The organism is Brevirhabdus pacifica, assembly GCF_002797755.1.
GTDB classification, from domain to species: domain Bacteria; phylum Pseudomonadota; class Alphaproteobacteria; order Rhodobacterales; family Rhodobacteraceae; genus Brevirhabdus; species Brevirhabdus pacifica.
Genome location: NZ_PGFI01000011.1, coordinates 1884881 through 1901619 on the forward strand (window position 1 = coordinate 1884881; position 16739 = coordinate 1901619).

Genomic DNA, 16739 nt, shown 5'->3' on the forward strand with positions numbered 1-16739 from the left:
CGCTAAAGCCCGCTGACCAGGTGCCCCCCATCGACCACCAGCGTCGTACCAGTGATATACCTGCCCGCCTCGGATGCCAGCAGCAACAGCGCGCCGTCCAGCTCCGCGGGCTGGCCGAGGCGGCGCATCGGGATGCGCCGGACCTGCGCCTTGCCCGCGTCGGAGGCGAAGAAATCGCGGTTGAGGTCGGTCTCAACGTAGCCCGGGCAAAGGGCGTTGGCACGGATACCGTGGCGCGCCCATTCCAGCGCCTGCTGCTTGGTCAGTTGAATCAGCGCCGCCTTGGAAGTGGCGTAAGCGGCCACCCCGGCCCCCTGCCTCAACCCTAGGATCGAGGCCACGTTGATGACGCAACCGCCCTGCCCCGCCGCGATCAGCCGCCGCGCCGCGTGGCTGGCCACCCGCCGCGCCCCGTCGAGGTTGACGGTCATCAGGCCGGCCCAATCCTCGTCCGGCTGATCGACCAGGCTGCCCGGCGTGGCAACGCCCGAGTTGTTCACCACCAGATCCACGGGACCACCGAACGCCTCCTCGGCCCTGTCGAAGGCGGCGGCGATGGTTTCGGGCCGGGCCAGGTCGAGGGAGGTGGCGACGGCCTGCCCGCCCGTCCCGACGATCCGGTCCCGCACCCCCTCCATCGGGCCCGTCCGGCGCGCCGCCAGTAGGACCGAGGCGCCGGCACTGGCCAGCACCTCGGCAAAGCGCCCGCCCAGCGCGCCCGAGGCGCCCGTGACCAGCGCGCGCCGCCCGGCCAAGGAGAACCCGGCCGTGACGCCGGGCAGGCCCGGGGGCGTCGCTGGCGTCATTCAAGGCCCCGGCGCTTGCGCTCCGCATCGTCCCAATAGATCAGCGGCTGGTAATCGGGCACGAAGCCCAGCCCCTTCTTGGCATCCGACGAGACCGCGTCCTGCGACGTGACGACATCGATCACGGCGGGCGCGCTTTCCAGCGCCCGGGCGATCGCGCCGGGCAGGTCCGCCGGGTTCTCGACCCGTTCCCCGTAGAGGCCGAGGGCCTGCGCCATCCCCGCATAATCGGAATGGCGCAGCAGCGTGCCCACGACCCTTCCGCCGTAATTGTCGGACTGGTCGAACCGCTCGATGTTCCAGGCGGCGTTGTTGGACACGATGATCACCGGCTTGGCGCCCTGGCGCACGGCGGTGTCGATCTCCATCGCGTTCAGCCCGTAGGCCCCGTCGCCCGTGACGCAGATCACCTGGCGGTCGGGAAAGGCCAGGCTGGCGGCGTTGGCGTAAGGCACACCGACGCCCAGGCAGCCGAAGGCGCCCGCATCAAGGTAAGTGCCGGCCTCCAGCCCGACGCGCGCGAAGCTCAGAAGATCGCCGCCGTCGGCCACGGCGATGTAATCGGGCGCAGCCACGTCCTTCAGCGCGTCGAAGATCGCCATCGGGTGGATCTTGCCGTCGCTGCCGGTCTGCGGCGTCTCGCGGTTGCCGCCCGAGGCACGGGCCACGTGCTTGGAACGGACCCCCTCGGCCCATTCCCGGTCCAGCGCCGGTGCGCCGATCTGCTGCCCGGCCTTGGCGATGGCCTCAAGCGCCAGGGCGGGTGTCGCCAGCAGCTCGGGCGCGCCGCGCCGGTTGTCGATCAGCTCGGACGCGGTGTCCGAGATACGGATGAACCTGGCGTTCGGGAAGACGGCCGGCGAGCCATAGCCAAGCTGATAGTCCAGGCGGCGGCCGATGGTGATGACCAGATCGGCATCCTGCATGGCCTGCCCGCGCATCGCCCCCACGAAAGAGGCGTGATCGCCCGAAACCAGGCCGCGCGATTCCTGCGTGTCGAGGTAAAGCGCGCCCGAGGCATCGAGCAGCCCGTTCAGCGCCTCGGCCGCGCCGTTGGCGCCCCTGCCCGTCACCACCACGGGGCGTTTGGCCGACCAGAGCGCCTGCGCCGCCTCGGTCACCGCCGCCGGATCGGGCGGCATGACGCGCGGCGCCTTGGGCCGCATCCAGTCGTCCAGAACCAGGTTCTCGGCGACATGCTCGCGCAGCACGTCGGTGGGGATCTCCAGGTAGACCGGACCGGGCTCTCCCCCGTCGCCCATGGCGCGCGCCACGGCCTCGTCCAGTTCGCGGATCACCTGCTCGGCCACCCGTGCCGTGCGCGACTGGCGCGCGACGGGTCGGATGATGTCCACGTGGGGGATGTCCTGAAGCGGCCCCATGTTCGCCTGCGGCCGCGACGTGCAGCCCCCGATCAGCAAAAGCGGGATCCGCGCCAGCGAGGCGTTGGCGATGGCGGTCACCGTGTTGGTCACGCCGGGACCGGCGGTCACCATGGCGACGCCGAAGCCGCCGGTCAGCTCCGCGTGGGCGTGGGCCATGTGCACCGCCGCGCATTCGTGGCGCACGTCGACGATGCGAATGCCGCGCTGTGCGGCGAAATCCCAGATCGGCTGGATATGCCCGCCCTGCAGGCCGAAGATGCGGTCGACCCCGCGCGCCTGGAGGAATTTCGCGATCCAGGCGGCGACGCTGAGTTCGTCACTGTTGAGGTCTTGGGTCATTCGGCTTCTGCTCCTGCTGTCTGCTTGGTGTCGAAAGCCCCCGAGAGGAGCTTTTCCTTGAGAATTCCGTGCTGGATCTTGCCCGTCGCCGTGCGCGGAATGTCATCGGCGTCGACGAAGGTGACGCCGCGCGGGCGCTTGAACCGGGCGATGCCGGTGCAGCTTGCGCCGATGAGGTCGGCCGCACCGATCCGCGCGTCCTTCTGCAGGACGACGACGGCGTGGACCCGCTCTCCCCACTTGTCGTCGGGCAGGCCGACCACGGCCACGTCACGCACCTCCTCGGCGGCACCGATGGCGGCCTCGACCTCGGCGGGGTAGATGTTCTCGCCGCCCGAAATGATCATGTTCTTCTTGCGATCGATCAGCTTGATGAAGCCGTTCTCGTCCCTCAGCGCCATGTCCCCGACGGTGCAATAATCGCCCCGGAACGCCTCGGCGGTCTTTTCGGGCAGGTTCCAGTAGCCGTCGAACGTGTAGGGGGTGCAGTGGAAAAGCTCTCCGGGCTGGCCGTCGGGCACCTCGTTGCCGTCATCGTCCAGCAGGCGGATCGGGGCGGTGCCCACGCATTCCCGCCCGACGGTGCCGAGGTTGGTGAACTGCTCGTCGGGGTGCAGCATCGTCACCCACCCTCCCTCGGAGGAGCCGTACAGCTCGAAGAGGCCCGAGTTCGGGAACATCTCCATCACCGCCCGCTTGGTGTCGGCCCGTGCCGGCGCCGAGGAGATCATCAGCTTGCTCATCCGCCCCAGTTCGCGCGCGCGGCCGTCGGCCTTCGCCTGTTCCAGCATCATCGAATAATGGGTCGGCACCAGCGACGTGAAGGTGGCGCCCGAGCGTTCCATCACGTCCAGCGCCTCCTCGGGGTCGAAACTGGCGCGCGAATAGATCGAGGTGACGCCGCCCCGGTAGCTGAAGGACGAGAAGAAGTTCAGCGAATTGGCGTGGCACATGGGCATGACCAGCAGCGCGTCGTCGCGCCCGCCGATCGACAGCTCGATGTCGGTGACAAACGCGATCAGCGCCTGGCCCCGGTGGCTTCGGATCACGCCCTTGGGCTTGCCGGTGGTGCCCGAGGTATACATCAGCGCCCAAGGGTCGGTGTCGGCGATTGCCATATCAGGGGCCGAGGACGCGGCCTGCTGAAGCAAATCCTCGTAGTCTCGCCAGCCGGCGGCCCGCCCCCCGAAAAGGACATAGCGCGACGGGTCGATCCCCAGCGCGTCGCGCACTTCCTCGATCTCCTCATGAAGGCCGTGCTGGGCCAGGATCGCGGTGGCGCCGCAATCCTCGATGATGAACCGCATCTCCTGCGGGCTGAGCCGGAAGTTGAGGGGCACCGCGATGATGCCGGTCTTGGCTGTGGCGGCATAGATCTCGGCCCATTCCAGCCGGTTGTAGGCCAGAAGGGCAACGCGGTCGCCCTTGCCCAGGCCCATACCCAGCAGGGCGTTGCCAAGCCGCCGCGCGCGCTCGTTCCACTGGCCAAAGCTCATCGAGCGTTCAAGATCCCGCGCACCCAGTTCCTCGGGCCGCAACCGGGCAAACCCGTCCAGCATCTGCCCGAAGGTCAACAAGGACTTCGTCATTCCTGCCCCTTTCCCACGTTCCGATCGCTTGCTGTCACCTGGAACCGGATCCGATCACATCCCGCCACGGGTCGCATCCGGCGTTCTGAATTCCGAATTCACAATCTCGCCGGAAGGGATTCGAGTCAAGCGATGGCTGTTGGGCGCAATTGTCCGTTTTAGTCTCGGCACTGGCATAGCCCACGCGGGCCTATAGCCCCTGTCGGGGTGTCGCGCGGCCCGCATGCAGCGGCGCGATCAGCGCCGGGCTGGGGCCGAGTTGCGCTGTGCCGAAGCGTCCGGCGAGGCGTTGAAAAGGTGGTCCGTCTGGCCCGAAGCCATGGCGGCGCTCAGGGCCTCTTCGGCGCCGGTCACGTGCTCGGCCGCGCGGGCCACGGCGCCGTCCGCATCCCCGGCCACCAGCGCATCGAGGATCTCGTGATGCTGCGCCCAGACAAGGGGGCCGCGCTTGGCGTGCAGCAGGACACCGATCATCACCCGGCGCAGAAACAGCCAATGGGCCTCGGCCGTGGGCTTGATGAGCGGGTTGCCGGACATGTCGTAGATGAAGGTGTGAAAATCCACGTCGTGGCGCACGGCCTCGGCCACGCCGCCCGATTTCTCGGCCCCGTTTCCGGCCGCCAGGATCGCATCGCCCTCGCGGCGTAGGCGCGCCTTGAACCCCTGGTCCGCGCGGGACCTTTCGGCGACCAGGCGGGCCGCCAACTGGTCCAGCACCAGCCGGATCTGGTAATGATGCTGCATGCCGGCGCGGTCGATCGGCGCCACGTAAAGCCCCCGTCCCCCGCTTTCGACCACCAGCCCATCGTTCTTGAGAAGCAGCATCGCCTGCTGGATCGGCTGGCGCGAGACGCCGAGGGCGGCGGCCAGCTCTTCCTGAACAAGATGGGTGCCCGGTGCCAGGATGCAGTCGCAGATGTCTTCGCGCACGGAGTGATAGACCTGTTCGGTCCGGCTGGGGATGCTCGACAATTTCTGCACTTGGGTACTCCGAATCGCGTGAACTCTGAATTCAGCAGTCGGAATGGACGCTAGTCGGAGCGCCGCGTAATGTCACCACGGTTGCATCCGGGGGGACCTCGACCAGCGGCAGGCGAGAGTGGGAAATGGCAGGGCAAGCCGCAAGGCCCCTGCCCTCAGACCGCGCGGCTGAACATGGTCTCGCTGGTCGAAAGATCCTCGATGCCGGCGGCGATGGGCCGGGCATAGGCGAAGGAGGCCAGCCGGATACGCCCCTGGTCTTCGACCGCGGCGCCGGGCAGGTCCTTCAGCACCCGCTGTGCCCGGGCAAGGATAGGCGCGGGGTCCAGCCCCTGGGCGCGGCACTGGGCGTCGATGTCGGCCGCGCCTTCGCACATCAGCCCCTCGATGATGGCGCCGATTGCGCGCTCCTCGGGGCCAAGGCGGAAGCCCCTGGCGGTGGGAAGGCTCTCCCGGCCCAGCATCTCCTGCCAGGCGCCGGTGGCGGCGACGTTTTGGGCATACCCCTCCGGGTAGCGCGAAATGGCCGATGCGCCCATGCCGATCAGCACCCTTGCCGTGTCGGTCGTGTAGCCCTGGAAATTGCGCCGCAGGGTGCCGGCGCGCGCGGCGTTGGCCATGGAATCCCCGGGCAAGGCGTAGTGATCGATCCCGATCGCCACATATCCCGCGCCGGTCAGCCGCTCACGCGCCAGTGCCTCCAGGTCCAGACGCTCCTCGGCGTCCGGCAGATGCTGTTCGCAGATCAGGTTCTGGCGCCGGGCCATCCAGGGCACGTGGGCATAGCCGTAAAGGGCGATGCGGTCCGGGCCCAGGTCGAGCACCTGGTCCACCGTCGCCCCGAGCTTGGCCGGGCTCTGGTGCGGCAATCCGAAGAGCAGGTCCATGTTGACGCTGCCGATCCCCGCCTCGCGCAGCAGGCGCATCGCCCGCTGGGTCACCTCGAAATCCTGGAACCTTCCGATGGCGCGCTGAACCACGGGGTCGAAATCCTGAACCCCCAGCGATCCCCGCGTGAGCCCCATGGACAGCAGCGCCTCCAGACGCTCGGGCCCGAACTCGCAAGGGTCGATCTCGACCGAGACCTCGCGGGCCTCCGCAATGGGAAAGGCGCGCAGCATCTCGCCCAGGCGCGTCAGAAGTGCCGGCGACAGAAGGGTCGGCGTGCCGCCCCCGAGATGAAGCTGCGAGACCCCGACCCCGTCGGGCAGGCTTGCGCGCACCAGCGCGATCTCGGTCTCGAGATGGTCGAGGTAGCGGATCAGCGGCCCCTCGCTGCGGGTGCCCTGGGTGCGGCAGGCGCAGAACCAGCAGAGCCTGCGGCAGAAGGGCAGATGAACGTAAAGCGAGACCGCATCCCCCGCCGGAACCCGCGCCAGCCATTCGGCGGTGTCGGCGGGGCCGATCGCCGGTCCGAAACGGTTCGCCGGGGGGTAGCTGGTGTATCTGGGGGCGCGAGAACGGGCCAGCGCGCGGCGAAGGTCATCCTGTGTCATGGCGCATCAATGGGACCGCGACCAAGGGACCGCATTGATACAGGTCAACACGCACTATAAACTGGTCCCATGGTAGCCCAGACAAGAACCTCCGCCTGCTCCGAATGCCCGATCCGCCACCGCGCCGTCTGCGCCGAATGCGGCACGGACGACCTGGCCGTGCTGGAGATGGCGAAAAGCTACAAGACCTACCCCGCCGGCACGCGCCTGGCCTCGGAAGGTCAGCCCCTGATGCATTTCTCCTCCTTCGTCGCGGGGGCGGCGACCATGTCGCGCATGCTGGAGGACGGGCGCCGGCAGACCGTGGGCCTGCTGATGGCGTCTGATTTCATCGGTCGCCCCGGGCGCGCCGTCTCGGCCTATGATGTCGAGGCGCTGAGCGAGGTGACCCTGTGCCGGTTCGAGCGCCGGACCTTCGAGACGCTGGTCAAGCGCACGCCCGCCATCGCGGCGCGCATGCTGACCATGACCCTCGACGAGCTGGACGCCGCCCGCGAGCTGGCGGTGATCCTGGGCCGCATGACCGCCCGCGAGAAGGTCGCCGCCTTCCTGGTCAGCATGGTGCGGCGCCTGGCGCTGATCGACGGCGCCGAGGTGCCCACCGACGAGGTGACCTTCAAGCTGCCCCTGTCGCGCGACCAGATCGCCGACCACCTGGGCCTGACCATCGAGACGACCAGCCGCCAGTTCACTGCCCTGCGCAAGGAAGGTCTGATCGACCTGCCGGGCGGGCGCAGCGTACGCATCCCCGATTTCCAGCGCCTGACGCTGGAGACGGGCGAGGATGACGACGGCGGTCCGCTGGACTGATATCCCGACTTTTCCAGCTGATTCCTTCGCATGAGTGCGCCTGTCCGATTGGCGCGGTCGGCAGGCGTTCGGGCGCGTGGTTTGCCGGGGATGCCTCCGGCGGGGATATTTTTGCGACAATGAAGGTAGGCCCGCCGCGGGGCGGATACGCGGTTTGGCCCCTGCAATGGCGGGCGGGCTGTGCGCGTCTGCCGCAGCATGAGGGGGCGCATGGCTGCCCGCGCTTGATCTGGGTCAAGGAGCGGACCCTGCTGACGTGACATCGAAGGTCGGACTGCCGCGGTCGCCCGTGGCTTCGAAGTTCGATTCAGGGAAGCCGGAATGTCCGACATATTCAAACTGCCGTTATTGGGTCTGATCACCCTCCTGGCCGCGGTCGCGGCCGACTGGGGGCGCGACCTGGCCTACAGCGTCCACGCCGTCATCATCATGCTGACCGCGGGGGGGCTTTTCCTGTGGCAGCTGCGCCAGGTGGGGGTCGAGCGACCGGCCCCGGACCTCGGGGCCTACATGGACGGGCCGGTGCGCGCCGGTGTCATCGCCACCGCCTTCTGGGGGATCACCGGCTTTCTGGTCGGGGTATTCATCGCGGCACAGCTGGCCTTTCCGGCGCTGAACTTCGACTGGTCCGAGGGCTACCTGAACTTCGGCCGGCTGCGGCCGCTGCACACCTCGGCGGTGATCTTCGCCTTCGGGGGCAACGCCCTGCTGGGGACCTCGTTCTACATCGTCCAGCGCACCAGCGCCGCCCGTCTCTGGGGCGGCAACCTGGCCTGGTTCGTCTTCTGGGGATACCAGCTGTTCATCGTGCTGGCCGCCACCGGCTACCTGCTGGGGGCGACCCAGGGCAAGGAATACGCCGAGCCCGAGTGGTACGTCGATCTGTGGCTGACCGTGGTGTGGCTGGCCTATCTGGCCGTGTTCATGGGCACCATCCTGAACCGGCGCGAGCGGCATATCTACGTCGCCAACTGGTTCTTCCTGGCCTTCATCGTCACGGTGGCGATGCTGCACGTGGTCAACAACCTGTCGATCCCGGTGTCGATCTTCGGGTCGAAATCGGTGCAGGTCTTCGCCGGGGTCCAGGACGCCATGGTGCAATGGTGGTACGGCCACAACGCCGTGGGCTTCTTCCTGACGGCCGGCTTTCTGGGAATGATGTATTACTTCGTGCCCAAGCAGGCCGGTCGGCCGGTCTACAGCTACAAGCTGTCGATCATCCACTTCTGGGCGCTGATCTTCCTTTATATCTGGGCAGGGCCCCATCACCTGCATTACACCGCGCTGCCCGACTGGGCCTCGACCCTGGGCATGGTCTTCTCGGTCATCCTGTGGATGCCCTCCTGGGGCGGCATGATCAACGGGCTGATGACCCTGGAAGGGGCCTGGGACAAGATCCGCACCGACCCGATCATCCGAATGTTCGTGGGCTCGCTTGCCTTTTACGGCATGTCGACCTTCGAGGGGCCGATGATGTCGATCCGCGCGGTCAACTCGCTGTCCCACTACACCGACTGGACCATCGGCCACGTCCATTCCGGCGCGCTGGGCTGGAACGGGCTGATCACCTTCGGCGCCATCTACTTCCTGACGCCGCGTCTGTGGGGCCGCGAGAAGATGCATTCCATGGCCGCCATCAACTGGCACTTCTGGCTCGCGACGATCGGCATCGTTCTCTACGCCTCGTCGATGTGGGTGTCGGGGCTGATGGAAGGGCTGATGTGGCGCGAGGTGGATTCCCAGGGCTTCCTGGTGAACGCCTTCGCCGACACCGTCGCCGCCAAGTTTCCGATGAACGTGGTCCGCGCGCTGGGCGGCCTGCTCTACCTCGCCGGGGCGCTGGTGATGGCCTGGAACATGTGGATGACCATCCGCGCGCCCTCGGCCCACCCCGTCCTTGCCCGCCAACCCGCTTTCGAGAAGTGAGCCGATGAGCAACAACACCCACATCCCCCCGATCGCGGACGATCCCCGTGTCCTGCAGCCGGCCGACAGCGCCCGGGGCGCCCACCCTGGTCCCGACCCCGACCCGGCGCCGCCCGAGGCGGGCCTGATCGACAAGCATAAGGTGCTGGAGCGCAACGCCACCCTGCTTCTGGTCTTCTCGTTCCTGGCCGTCACCGTCGGCGGCATCGTCGAGATCGCGCCGCTCTTCTGGCTGGAGAACACGATCGAGGAGGTGGAGGGCGTGCGCCCCTACTCCCCCCTCGAGCTTGCCGGGCGCGACATCTACCTGCGCGAGGGCTGCTATACCTGCCACAGCCAGATGGTGCGGCCCATGCGCGACGAGAACGAGCGCTACGGCCATTACTCGCTGGCCGCCGAGTCGATGTACGACCACCCGTTCCAATGGGGCTCCAAGCGGACGGGGCCTGACCTGGCCCGGGTTGGCGGGCGCTATTCGGACGAGTGGCAGCTGGATCACCTGCGGGACCCGCAGTCGGTCGTCCCCGAGAGCATCATGCCCAAATACGACTATCTGGAGCGGGTCGAGCTGGACGGCGCCCATATCGCCGAGCTGATGCAGACCCACCAGCTGGTGGGCGTGCCCTACAGCGACGAGATGATCGCCAGCGCCCGCGAGGATTTCGCGGTCCAGGTCGATCCCTTCGGCGACACAGACGGGCTGCTTGAACGCTACCCGGGGGCGCAGGTGCGCAATTTCGACGGTCAGCCCGGCATTTCCGAGATGGATGCCCTGATCGCCTATCTCCAGATGCTCGGGACGCTGGTCGATTTCTCGACCTTCGTCGCCGACAGCAGCCGCTGAGGACATGCCATGACCTATACCCTGCTCCGTGAATTCGCCGACAGCTGGATGCTGCTTGCGATGATGATGTTCTTCCTGGGCTGCGCCTTCTGGGCCTTCCGCCCGGGCAGCAGGCACCTGCACGACGAGGCCGCCAACCTGATCTTCGTGCGCAGTGACAACGCCGCCATGCCCCGCGGCCCGGTTCCTCGGCCTCTTCCCGGCTCCGGCTCCGGCTCTGACTCTGGCCCGGAATCCGGCCCTGTCTTCGCCCCCAGCTCAGATGCTGCCCCGGGCGAGCCACAGGAACCGACCCTGACGGCTGGCTGCGGGCGCAACTGTGCCGACTGCGCCTGCGGGGAGATCGGGAAATGAGCGAGAAAAGCACCGGAAAGCCCGACCCCGGCACCACCGGCCACAACTGGGACGGCATCGAAGAGCTGAACAATCCCCTGCCCCGCTGGTGGCTGTGGACCTTCTACGCCACGATCTTCTGGGGGGTGATCTACACGCTGCTCTTCCCCGCCTGGCCGCTGGTCTCGGGGGCGACCTCGGGCATGCTGAACTGGAGCACGCGGGGCGATGTCGCCGCCGAGATTGCCGCCGCCGACGCCCTCCAGGCCCCCCGCCTCGAGGCGCTGGCGGGGACCGACCTTGCCGCGCTGGGCGGCGACCCCGAGCTGGAAAGCTTTGCCCTTCACGCGGGCGGCGCCCTCTTCCGCAACAATTGCTCGACCTGCCACGGCTCGGGCGCGGCGGGGGCCAGGGGCTATCCCAACCTTCTGGACGACGATTGGCTTTGGGGCGGCTCGATCGAGGAGATCGCGATTTCGATCCGCCACGGCATCCGCAATGAAGAGGATCCGGACGCGCGCTTCTCCCAGATGCCCGCCTATGGCGAGATGCTGAGCAAGGCCGAGATCGCGGCCGTCGCCGACCACGTCTGGCGCCTGTCACGCAACATGCCCGCGAAGGCCCAAGGCAAGACCCTGTTCGCGGACAATTGCGCGGCCTGCCACGGCGAGGATGCGACCGGCAACCGCGATGAAGGTGCACCCGACCTGACCGACGCGATCTGGCTTTACGGCGGCACACTCGAGGAGATCGCCCACACCGTCACGCGCGGCCCCTTCGGGGTAATGCCGGCCTGGGGCGAACGCTTGGGCGAGGCGCAGGTGCGTGCCCTTGCCGCCTATGTCCACCAGCTTGGCGGCGGCGAGGAAAGCCCCCCCGCCAACTGAGATCCTCGGGCCAATCAGCCCCCCGCCCGGGGCACACCGGGGGCCGCCACCGGCGGCCCCCGGTAAATTCCGCATCCCGCCCGCGCCCTGCCGCTACCCTGGCCCGCCCTGCCACGCATGACCGCGCGGGCAACGGGGCCATCGGGGGCCGCCCCTTGAGCCACATCAATGCGACCCCCGCACCACCCGGGCCAGATGGTCCGGAAAACAGGATCGATCATGACAGCCTCTCCGCCCACAAGCGCGCTTTACGCCCCGCGCGAGCCGATTTTCCCCCGCCGCGTCACCGGCCGGTTCCGCCGGCTGAAATGGCAGATCATGGCGGTGACGCTGGGCATCTACTATCTGACACCCTGGCTGCGCTGGGACCGGGGGGCCGGACGGCCCGACCAGGCGGTCTTGGTGGACCTGGCGCACCGCCGTTTCTATTTCTTCGGCATTGAGGTCTGGTCGCACGAGTTCTACTTCGTCGCGGGCCTGCTTGTGATGGCCGGGCTGGGGCTGTTCCTGTTCACCTCGGCCCTTGGCCGGGTCTGGTGCGGCTATGGCTGTCCGCAGACGGTCTGGACCGACCTGTTTCTGGCGGTGGAACGCTGGCTGGAGGGGGACCGCAACGCGCGGATGCGCCTGCACCACGCGCCCTGGGGCCTGCGCAAATGGTCCCTTCGACTTGGCAAATGGGCGATCTGGATCCTGATCTCCGTCGGAACGGGCGGCGCCTGGATTTTCTATTTCGCCGATGCGCCCAGCCTCGCGCGGGACCTTGTGACACTTCAGGCGGCGCCGGTGGCTTGGATCACCATCGCCATCCTGACCGCGACGACCTTCGTCTTCGGCGGCTTCATGCGCGAACAGGTCTGCATCTACATGTGCCCCTGGCCCCGCATCCAGGCCGCGATGATGGACGAGGACACCTTGACAGTCGCCTATCGCGACTGGCGTGGAGAGCCGCGCGGCAAGGGCCTGCGCCGCCGGGCGGCGGCAGCCGCCGCGACGGATGCCCCATCCGCCACCGACCCGGGCGACACGATCACCCGCGCTGCCGGCCCCCGGATCGGGGGCCGCTCCCCGGTGATCCCGATGCTGGTGCGCGGCACCGCCCCCGCCACCCCCGAGGCATTCTCCCCGCCGCCCGCCGGCCGGGTGCCCGGCGACTGCATCGACTGCAACGCCTGCGTCAACGTCTGCCCCATGGGGATCGACATCCGCGACGGACAGCAGATGGCCTGCATCACCTGCGCCCTGTGCATCGACGCCTGTGACGAGGTGATGGAGCGCACGGGCCTCCAGCGGGGGCTGATCGACTATATCGCCCTGTCGGACGCCCCGTCCGAACGCGCAGGCCTGGCCCCCCGCTCGCTGCGCCGCCACCTGCTGCGGCCGCGCAACTTCGTCTATATGCTGATCTGGGGCGGCATCGGTCTGGCGCTGCTGGCGGCCCTGGTAATGCGCCCCGAGCTTGAGATGACCGTCCACCCCGTGCGCAATCCCACCTTCGTCACCCTGTCCGACGGGGCGGTGCGCAACACCTACGACATCCGCCTGCGCAACAAGGCAGGAGAGACCCGGCGCCTGGCCCTTTCGCTGGACCCCGCCGCCGCGCTCGCCCTCGAGGTCGAGGGCGCGCCCACGGCCTCGGTCGAGGTGGGGCCCGACAGCCAGCGCCAGCTGCGCCTCTATCTCACGGCGCCGGCCGGCAGCGCGGCTGCGGCCGCTGCCATCACCCATGTCACCCTTGATGTGACCGACACCACCAGCGGCGAGACCGCCCACGTCGCCACCATCTTCAACGGAAGGGAATACCGATGACCGTCGCTCCGAACGCCAGGCCGCTGACAGGCCGCGCCGTGCTTGCGCTTTTCGTGCTGGGCTTTGGCGTCATCATCGGCGTCAACATGCTGCTCGCCGTCAGCGCGGTGCGCACCTTCCCGGGGCTTGAGGTGCCTAACAGCTATGTCGCCAGCCAGGAATTCGACGCCCGCCGTGCCGCGCAGGAACGTCTGGGCTGGCAGGTCGCGGCCAGCTATGCGCCCGGGCGCCTGTCGCTCAGCCTCACTGACGCCGACGGCCGGCCCCTGCGCCCCGCCGACCTGACCCTCGACATCGGCCGCCCGACCGAGGTTGCCGACGAGCTGACGGCGGTGCTGGACATGGGCCCCGACGGTCTGGGCGCCACGGTCAGCCTTGCGCCCGGGCGCTGGCGGCTGGACGTGGGCGCCACCGCCCCCGACGGCACCCGGTTCCAGAAGATACTGTTGATCGGCGTGCCGGGATGAGCACGCTTGCCACCTGCCCCGGCTGCGCCATCCCGCCCCGCCCGGTGCCTGCCGAAACCATTCGCGCGGACCTGGTCCTGCACCTGCCCGACATCCATTGCGCCGCCTGCATCGCCTCGGTCGAGACCATGCTGGCCGAGGTGCCGGGCGTGCGCTCGGCGCGGGTCAACCTGACCCTGCGCCGCGCCATGGTCGAGACCGACGGCAGCGTCGAGGCCCCTGACCTGATCGCGCGGCTGGCCGCCGGCGGGCACCGCGCCTCGGTCTTCGAGCCGGGGGTGCGGACGGGACAAAGCCCCGAGATGCGCGACCTGGCCTCGCGCATCGGCGTCGCGGGCTTTGCCGCCATGAACGTCATGCTGCTGTCGGTAGCCGTCTGGGCCGGCGCGGGCGATGTCACCGCGCGCATGTTCCACTTGATCTCGGGGGCGATCGCGCTGCCGGCCGTGGCCTGGGCCGGACAGCCCTTCTTCCGCTCGGCCTACCGCGCGCTGCGGGCGGGTCGGATGAACATGGACGTGCCGATCAGCCTTGCGATCATCCTGGCCTCGGCGGTGTCGCTGGCCGTGGCGCTTGGCTCCTCGGACCGGCCCGGCTGGTTCGAGGCGGCGCTGTCGCTGACCTTCTTCCTGCTGATCGGGCGCTATCTGGACATGGCCGGGCGCCATGCCTCGCGCTCGGCCGCGGCCGAGCTTGCCGCGCTCGAGGTGCCCCAGGCCATCCGCCTGGCGAACGGCGCCGAAGAGATCGTCCCCGCCCGCAGCCTCGCCCCCGGGGATCACGTGCTGATCCGCCCCGGCGACCGCATCCCGGCAGACGGGCGCGTGATCGACGGCGACAGCGATCTCGACCGCTCGATCCTGACGGGCGAAAGCCTTCCGGTCGCCATCTCGCCCGGCGCCGACGTCGCGGCGGGGGAGTTGAACCTGACCGGCACCCTGACCCTGCGCGTCACCCGTGCGGGCGCCGAGACCGGCCTTGCCCGCCTTGCCGCAATGGTCGCCACCGCCGAGATGCAGCGCTCTCGCTACACCGGGTTCGCCGACCGGGCCTCGCGCCTTTACGCACCGGCGGTACATGCGCTTGGCGCAATGGCCTTCGTCATGTGGTGGTCGCTGACCGGCGACCCGATCCGGGGGATCGACGTTGCCATCTCGGTGCTGGTCATCACCTGCCCATGCGCCCTGGGCCTTGCGGTGCCCGCCGTCTCGACCGTCAGCACGGCGCGGCTTTTCCGGGCCGGTCTGCTGGTACGCTCGCCCACCGCGCTGGAGCGGCTGGCCGAGGTGGATACGGTCGTCTTCGACAAGACCGGCACCCTGACCACCGGTGAGTTGCGCCTGGGCGCGGACACCGATCCGAAGGCGCTGGCCCTGGCCGCGGGGCTGGCACGCGGATCCTCCCACCCGCTGTCGCGCGCCATTGCCAAGGCAGCCCGCGCCCGCGGCATCAGCCCCGCCCCCGTCGGCGCCCTGCAGGAAAAAGCGGGCCGCGGGGTCGAGGGGATCTTCCACGGAGAGCGGATCCGCCTCGGCCGACCCGGCTGGGCCGGCGCCATGGGCGCGGGCGGCGGCTCGGTCCAGCTTCTGGACGGGGCCGGCAAGGTCTCCAGCTTTACCGTCGACGAGGTGCCCCGCCCCGACGCGGTCGAGGCGGTTCAACAGCTTGAGGCGATGGGAATGCGCGTGACCCTTCTGTCGGGCGACGCGCCCGACAGCGCCGCGCGGCTGGCCCGGCGCCTGGGGATTGCCGAGGTCATGGGCGGTGTTTCGCCCGAGGGCAAGCATGAGGTCCTGGCCCGGATGGCGGCGGAGGGTCGGCGTCCCTTGATGGTGGGCGACGGGCTGAACGACACCGGCGCGCTTGCGGGGGCCCATGCCTCTATGGCACCGGCCCGCGCGGTCGATGCCGCGCGCAGCCTGGCCGATGTGGTGATCCTGTCCGAGGGCATCGCCTCGGTCGCGACGGCCGTCTCGGTCGCGCGCCGCGCCCATGGATTGGCCCGACAGAACGTGGCGCTGGCGATTGGCTATAACCTGGTCTCGGTGCCGGTTGCCTTCGCGGGCTTGGCATCGCCGCTGGTGGCGGCGCTGGCGATGTCATCGTCGTCCCTGGCAGTCACACTGAACGCGATGAGGGCAAGGAAATGAATGTACTGGTGGTGCTGATGCCGATCTCGATCGGGCTGGGGCTGGCGGGTCTTGCGGTCTTCGTCTGGACCCTGCGCGCCCGGCAATACGACGATCCGGAGGGGGACAGCGTCCGCCTGCTGGATCCGCGCTGGGACGACCGGCCCATGGCGCCCCCGAAAACGCATGAGGCCCCCGGCCCGGGGGCGTGACCATGGCGCCCCGGGGGCGCCATGGCTGTTCGTTCGGTCAGGGACCAGGCTTAGCTGGCGTCCTTGAACTCGGCATATTCACCGCGCACCTGCACCGTGACCGTCAACTCCGCGCTGTCGCGGTTGCGCCAGAACCAACCGTGCTGCCCATCGAACTCGGCCGTGATCGTGCCCTCCTCCCCGGTGGAGCCGCGGCCCTTCTGATAGGTCACCGACTTGCCGCCTCCATGGCCGTGCAGGTCGAAATTGACCCGCCCGCCGGTCACAACCATGCGGTATTCGGCGGTCTGACCTTGCTCCATCGCCATCTTCCATTCGGCCGAGGCGCCGGGCGTCAGGGTGAATGTCACCTCGTCGCGCCAGGCATCGGCCTGGCCCCCATCGGCCTCGGGCTCGGCCTCTGCCGATTGGGCATGGGCGGCCCCGATCAGCAGGCCGAAGAGGCCCCCCGACAGGCTCGATTGCTGCTCGGGGGTGGCCATCTGGCGATCCATCTCGGCCTCTTCGGCAAGCTGGGTCTTGATCTCGCCCATCTCGGTCAGGCCAAGCACCCGTCCGACCCGGGTCGGGTCGATGCCGTATTCCGCCGGCAGGACCACGGTCACCAGGATGACCGCCGCCGCCCCCGCCGCGACGAGGGTCGAGCGCAGCAGCTGGCCCTTGCTGGGCAGGTTTTCGAGAGAGGGTTTATCTGCATTGAACATTTTGATTTCCCTTGAGGTTTTG

The 16739-nt window shown here is 68.8% G+C and carries 15 protein-coding genes; 9 read left to right on the forward strand and 6 right to left on the reverse strand.

Annotated elements, in window-relative coordinates:
• Nucleotides 1-2: 2 nt before the first annotated feature.
• The 5 genes from CLV77_RS09110 to hemN form a co-directional block, all read right to left on the reverse strand.
• Nucleotides 3-806, reverse strand: a complete 804-nt coding sequence (locus CLV77_RS09110) for an SDR family NAD(P)-dependent oxidoreductase (RefSeq protein WP_076980831.1) — start codon at nucleotides 804-806, stop codon at nucleotides 3-5.
• On the reverse strand, nucleotides 803-2530 hold the full coding sequence (locus CLV77_RS09115) for a thiamine pyrophosphate-binding protein (RefSeq protein ID WP_076980830.1): 1728 nt from the start codon (nucleotides 2528-2530) through the stop codon (nucleotides 803-805). Before CLV77_RS09115 ends, CLV77_RS09110 begins: the two co-directional genes overlap by 4 nt.
• Nucleotides 2527-4119, reverse strand: coding sequence for a class I adenylate-forming enzyme family protein (locus CLV77_RS09120; RefSeq protein ID WP_076980829.1), 1593 nt, complete (start codon nucleotides 4117-4119; stop codon nucleotides 2527-2529). The genes CLV77_RS09115 and CLV77_RS09120 overlap by 4 nt, the downstream gene beginning before the upstream one ends.
• A 237-nt stretch (nucleotides 4120-4356) precedes the next feature.
• A complete protein-coding gene (locus tag CLV77_RS09125; RefSeq protein WP_076980828.1) occupies nucleotides 4357-5100 on the reverse strand; it encodes a GntR family transcriptional regulator in 744 nt (247 codons plus the stop codon).
• 155 nt (nucleotides 5101-5255) lie between these two features.
• Nucleotides 5256-6596 (reverse strand): oxygen-independent coproporphyrinogen III oxidase, encoded by a 1341-nt coding sequence (hemN, locus tag CLV77_RS09130; protein ID WP_076980827.1) that lies wholly within the window; start codon nucleotides 6594-6596, stop codon nucleotides 5256-5258.
• 69 nt (nucleotides 6597-6665) lie between these two features.
• Between hemN and fnrL the strand changes: the two genes are divergently transcribed.
• From fnrL to ccoS, 9 genes are all read left to right on the forward strand, one after another.
• Nucleotides 6666-7406: a transcriptional regulator FnrL gene (gene fnrL, locus CLV77_RS09135; RefSeq protein WP_076980826.1), complete on the forward strand. Its 741-nt coding sequence runs from the start codon at nucleotides 6666-6668 to the stop codon at nucleotides 7404-7406.
• 321 nt (nucleotides 7407-7727) lie between these two features.
• The gene (gene ccoN, locus CLV77_RS09140; protein WP_076980825.1) at nucleotides 7728-9332 is read left to right on the forward strand and encodes a cytochrome-c oxidase, cbb3-type subunit I; all 1605 of its coding nucleotides are present in this window, start codon (nucleotides 7728-7730) and stop codon (nucleotides 9330-9332) included.
• Between the two features lie 4 nt (nucleotides 9333-9336).
• Complete coding sequence (ccoO, locus tag CLV77_RS09145; RefSeq protein ID WP_083707866.1) at nucleotides 9337-10176, forward strand: cytochrome-c oxidase, cbb3-type subunit II; 840 nt, start codon at nucleotides 9337-9339, stop codon at nucleotides 10174-10176.
• Between the two features lie 9 nt (nucleotides 10177-10185).
• On the forward strand, nucleotides 10186-10530 hold the full coding sequence (locus CLV77_RS16940; protein ID WP_083707865.1) for a cbb3-type cytochrome oxidase subunit 3: 345 nt from the start codon (nucleotides 10186-10188) through the stop codon (nucleotides 10528-10530).
• A complete protein-coding gene (gene ccoP / locus CLV77_RS09155; protein WP_076980824.1) occupies nucleotides 10527-11396 on the forward strand; it encodes a cytochrome-c oxidase, cbb3-type subunit III in 870 nt (289 codons plus the stop codon). Before CLV77_RS16940 ends, ccoP begins: the two co-directional genes overlap by 4 nt.
• 219 nt (nucleotides 11397-11615) lie before the next feature.
• The gene (gene ccoG / locus CLV77_RS09160) at nucleotides 11616-13205 is read left to right on the forward strand and encodes a cytochrome c oxidase accessory protein CcoG (protein ID WP_076980823.1); all 1590 of its coding nucleotides are present in this window, start codon (nucleotides 11616-11618) and stop codon (nucleotides 13203-13205) included.
• Nucleotides 13202-13672 carry a FixH family protein gene (locus tag CLV77_RS09165; protein WP_076980822.1) on the forward strand — a complete coding sequence of 157 codons (471 nt, stop codon included), beginning with the start codon at nucleotides 13202-13204 and terminating at the stop codon, nucleotides 13670-13672. The genes ccoG and CLV77_RS09165 overlap by 4 nt, the downstream gene beginning before the upstream one ends.
• Entirely contained in the window at nucleotides 13669-15822 is a 2154-nt protein-coding gene (locus CLV77_RS09170; RefSeq protein ID WP_076980821.1) for a heavy metal translocating P-type ATPase, read from the forward strand. The genes CLV77_RS09165 and CLV77_RS09170 overlap by 4 nt, the downstream gene beginning before the upstream one ends.
• The gene (ccoS, locus tag CLV77_RS09175) at nucleotides 15819-16013 is read left to right on the forward strand and encodes a cbb3-type cytochrome oxidase assembly protein CcoS (RefSeq protein WP_076980820.1); all 195 of its coding nucleotides are present in this window, start codon (nucleotides 15819-15821) and stop codon (nucleotides 16011-16013) included. Before CLV77_RS09170 ends, ccoS begins: the two co-directional genes overlap by 4 nt.
• A 50-nt stretch (nucleotides 16014-16063) precedes the next feature.
• Here ccoS and CLV77_RS09180 read toward each other — a convergent pair whose 3' ends face one another.
• Nucleotides 16064-16717, reverse strand: a complete 654-nt coding sequence (locus CLV77_RS09180) for a transmembrane anchor protein (protein WP_076980819.1) — start codon at nucleotides 16715-16717, stop codon at nucleotides 16064-16066.
• Nucleotides 16718-16739 lie beyond the last annotated feature (22 nt).

Bases quoted from the DNA above. Each gene is read 5' to 3' on its own strand.
- CLV77_RS09165 (WP_076980822.1), top strand. From the start codon at position 13,202: ATGACCGTCGCTCCGAACGCCAGGCCGCTGACAGGCCGCGCCGTGCTT.
- ccoP (WP_076980824.1), top strand. From the start codon at position 10,527: ATGAGCGAGAAAAGCACCGGAAAGCCCGACCCCGGCACCACCGGCCAC.
- CLV77_RS09180 (WP_076980819.1), bottom strand. From the start codon at position 16,717: ATGTTCAATGCAGATAAACCCTCTCTCGAAAACCTGCCCAGCAAGGGC.
- CLV77_RS09170 (WP_076980821.1), top strand. From the start codon at position 13,669: ATGAGCACGCTTGCCACCTGCCCCGGCTGCGCCATCCCGCCCCGCCCG.
- hemN (WP_076980827.1), bottom strand. From the start codon at position 6,596: ATGACACAGGATGACCTTCGCCGCGCGCTGGCCCGTTCTCGCGCCCCC.
- CLV77_RS09115 (WP_076980830.1), bottom strand. From the start codon at position 2,530: ATGACCCAAGACCTCAACAGTGACGAACTCAGCGTCGCCGCCTGGATC.
- ccoN (WP_076980825.1), top strand. From the start codon at position 7,728: ATGTCCGACATATTCAAACTGCCGTTATTGGGTCTGATCACCCTCCTG.
- CLV77_RS16940 (WP_083707865.1), top strand. From the start codon at position 10,186: ATGACCTATACCCTGCTCCGTGAATTCGCCGACAGCTGGATGCTGCTT.
- CLV77_RS09110 (WP_076980831.1), bottom strand. From the start codon at position 806: ATGACGCCAGCGACGCCCCCGGGCCTGCCCGGCGTCACGGCCGGGTTC.
- ccoO (WP_083707866.1), top strand. From the start codon at position 9,337: ATGAGCAACAACACCCACATCCCCCCGATCGCGGACGATCCCCGTGTC.
- ccoS (WP_076980820.1), top strand. From the start codon at position 15,819: ATGAATGTACTGGTGGTGCTGATGCCGATCTCGATCGGGCTGGGGCTG.
- fnrL (WP_076980826.1), top strand. From the start codon at position 6,666: ATGGTAGCCCAGACAAGAACCTCCGCCTGCTCCGAATGCCCGATCCGC.
- ccoG (WP_076980823.1), top strand. From the start codon at position 11,616: ATGACAGCCTCTCCGCCCACAAGCGCGCTTTACGCCCCGCGCGAGCCG.
- CLV77_RS09120 (WP_076980829.1), bottom strand. From the start codon at position 4,119: ATGACGAAGTCCTTGTTGACCTTCGGGCAGATGCTGGACGGGTTTGCC.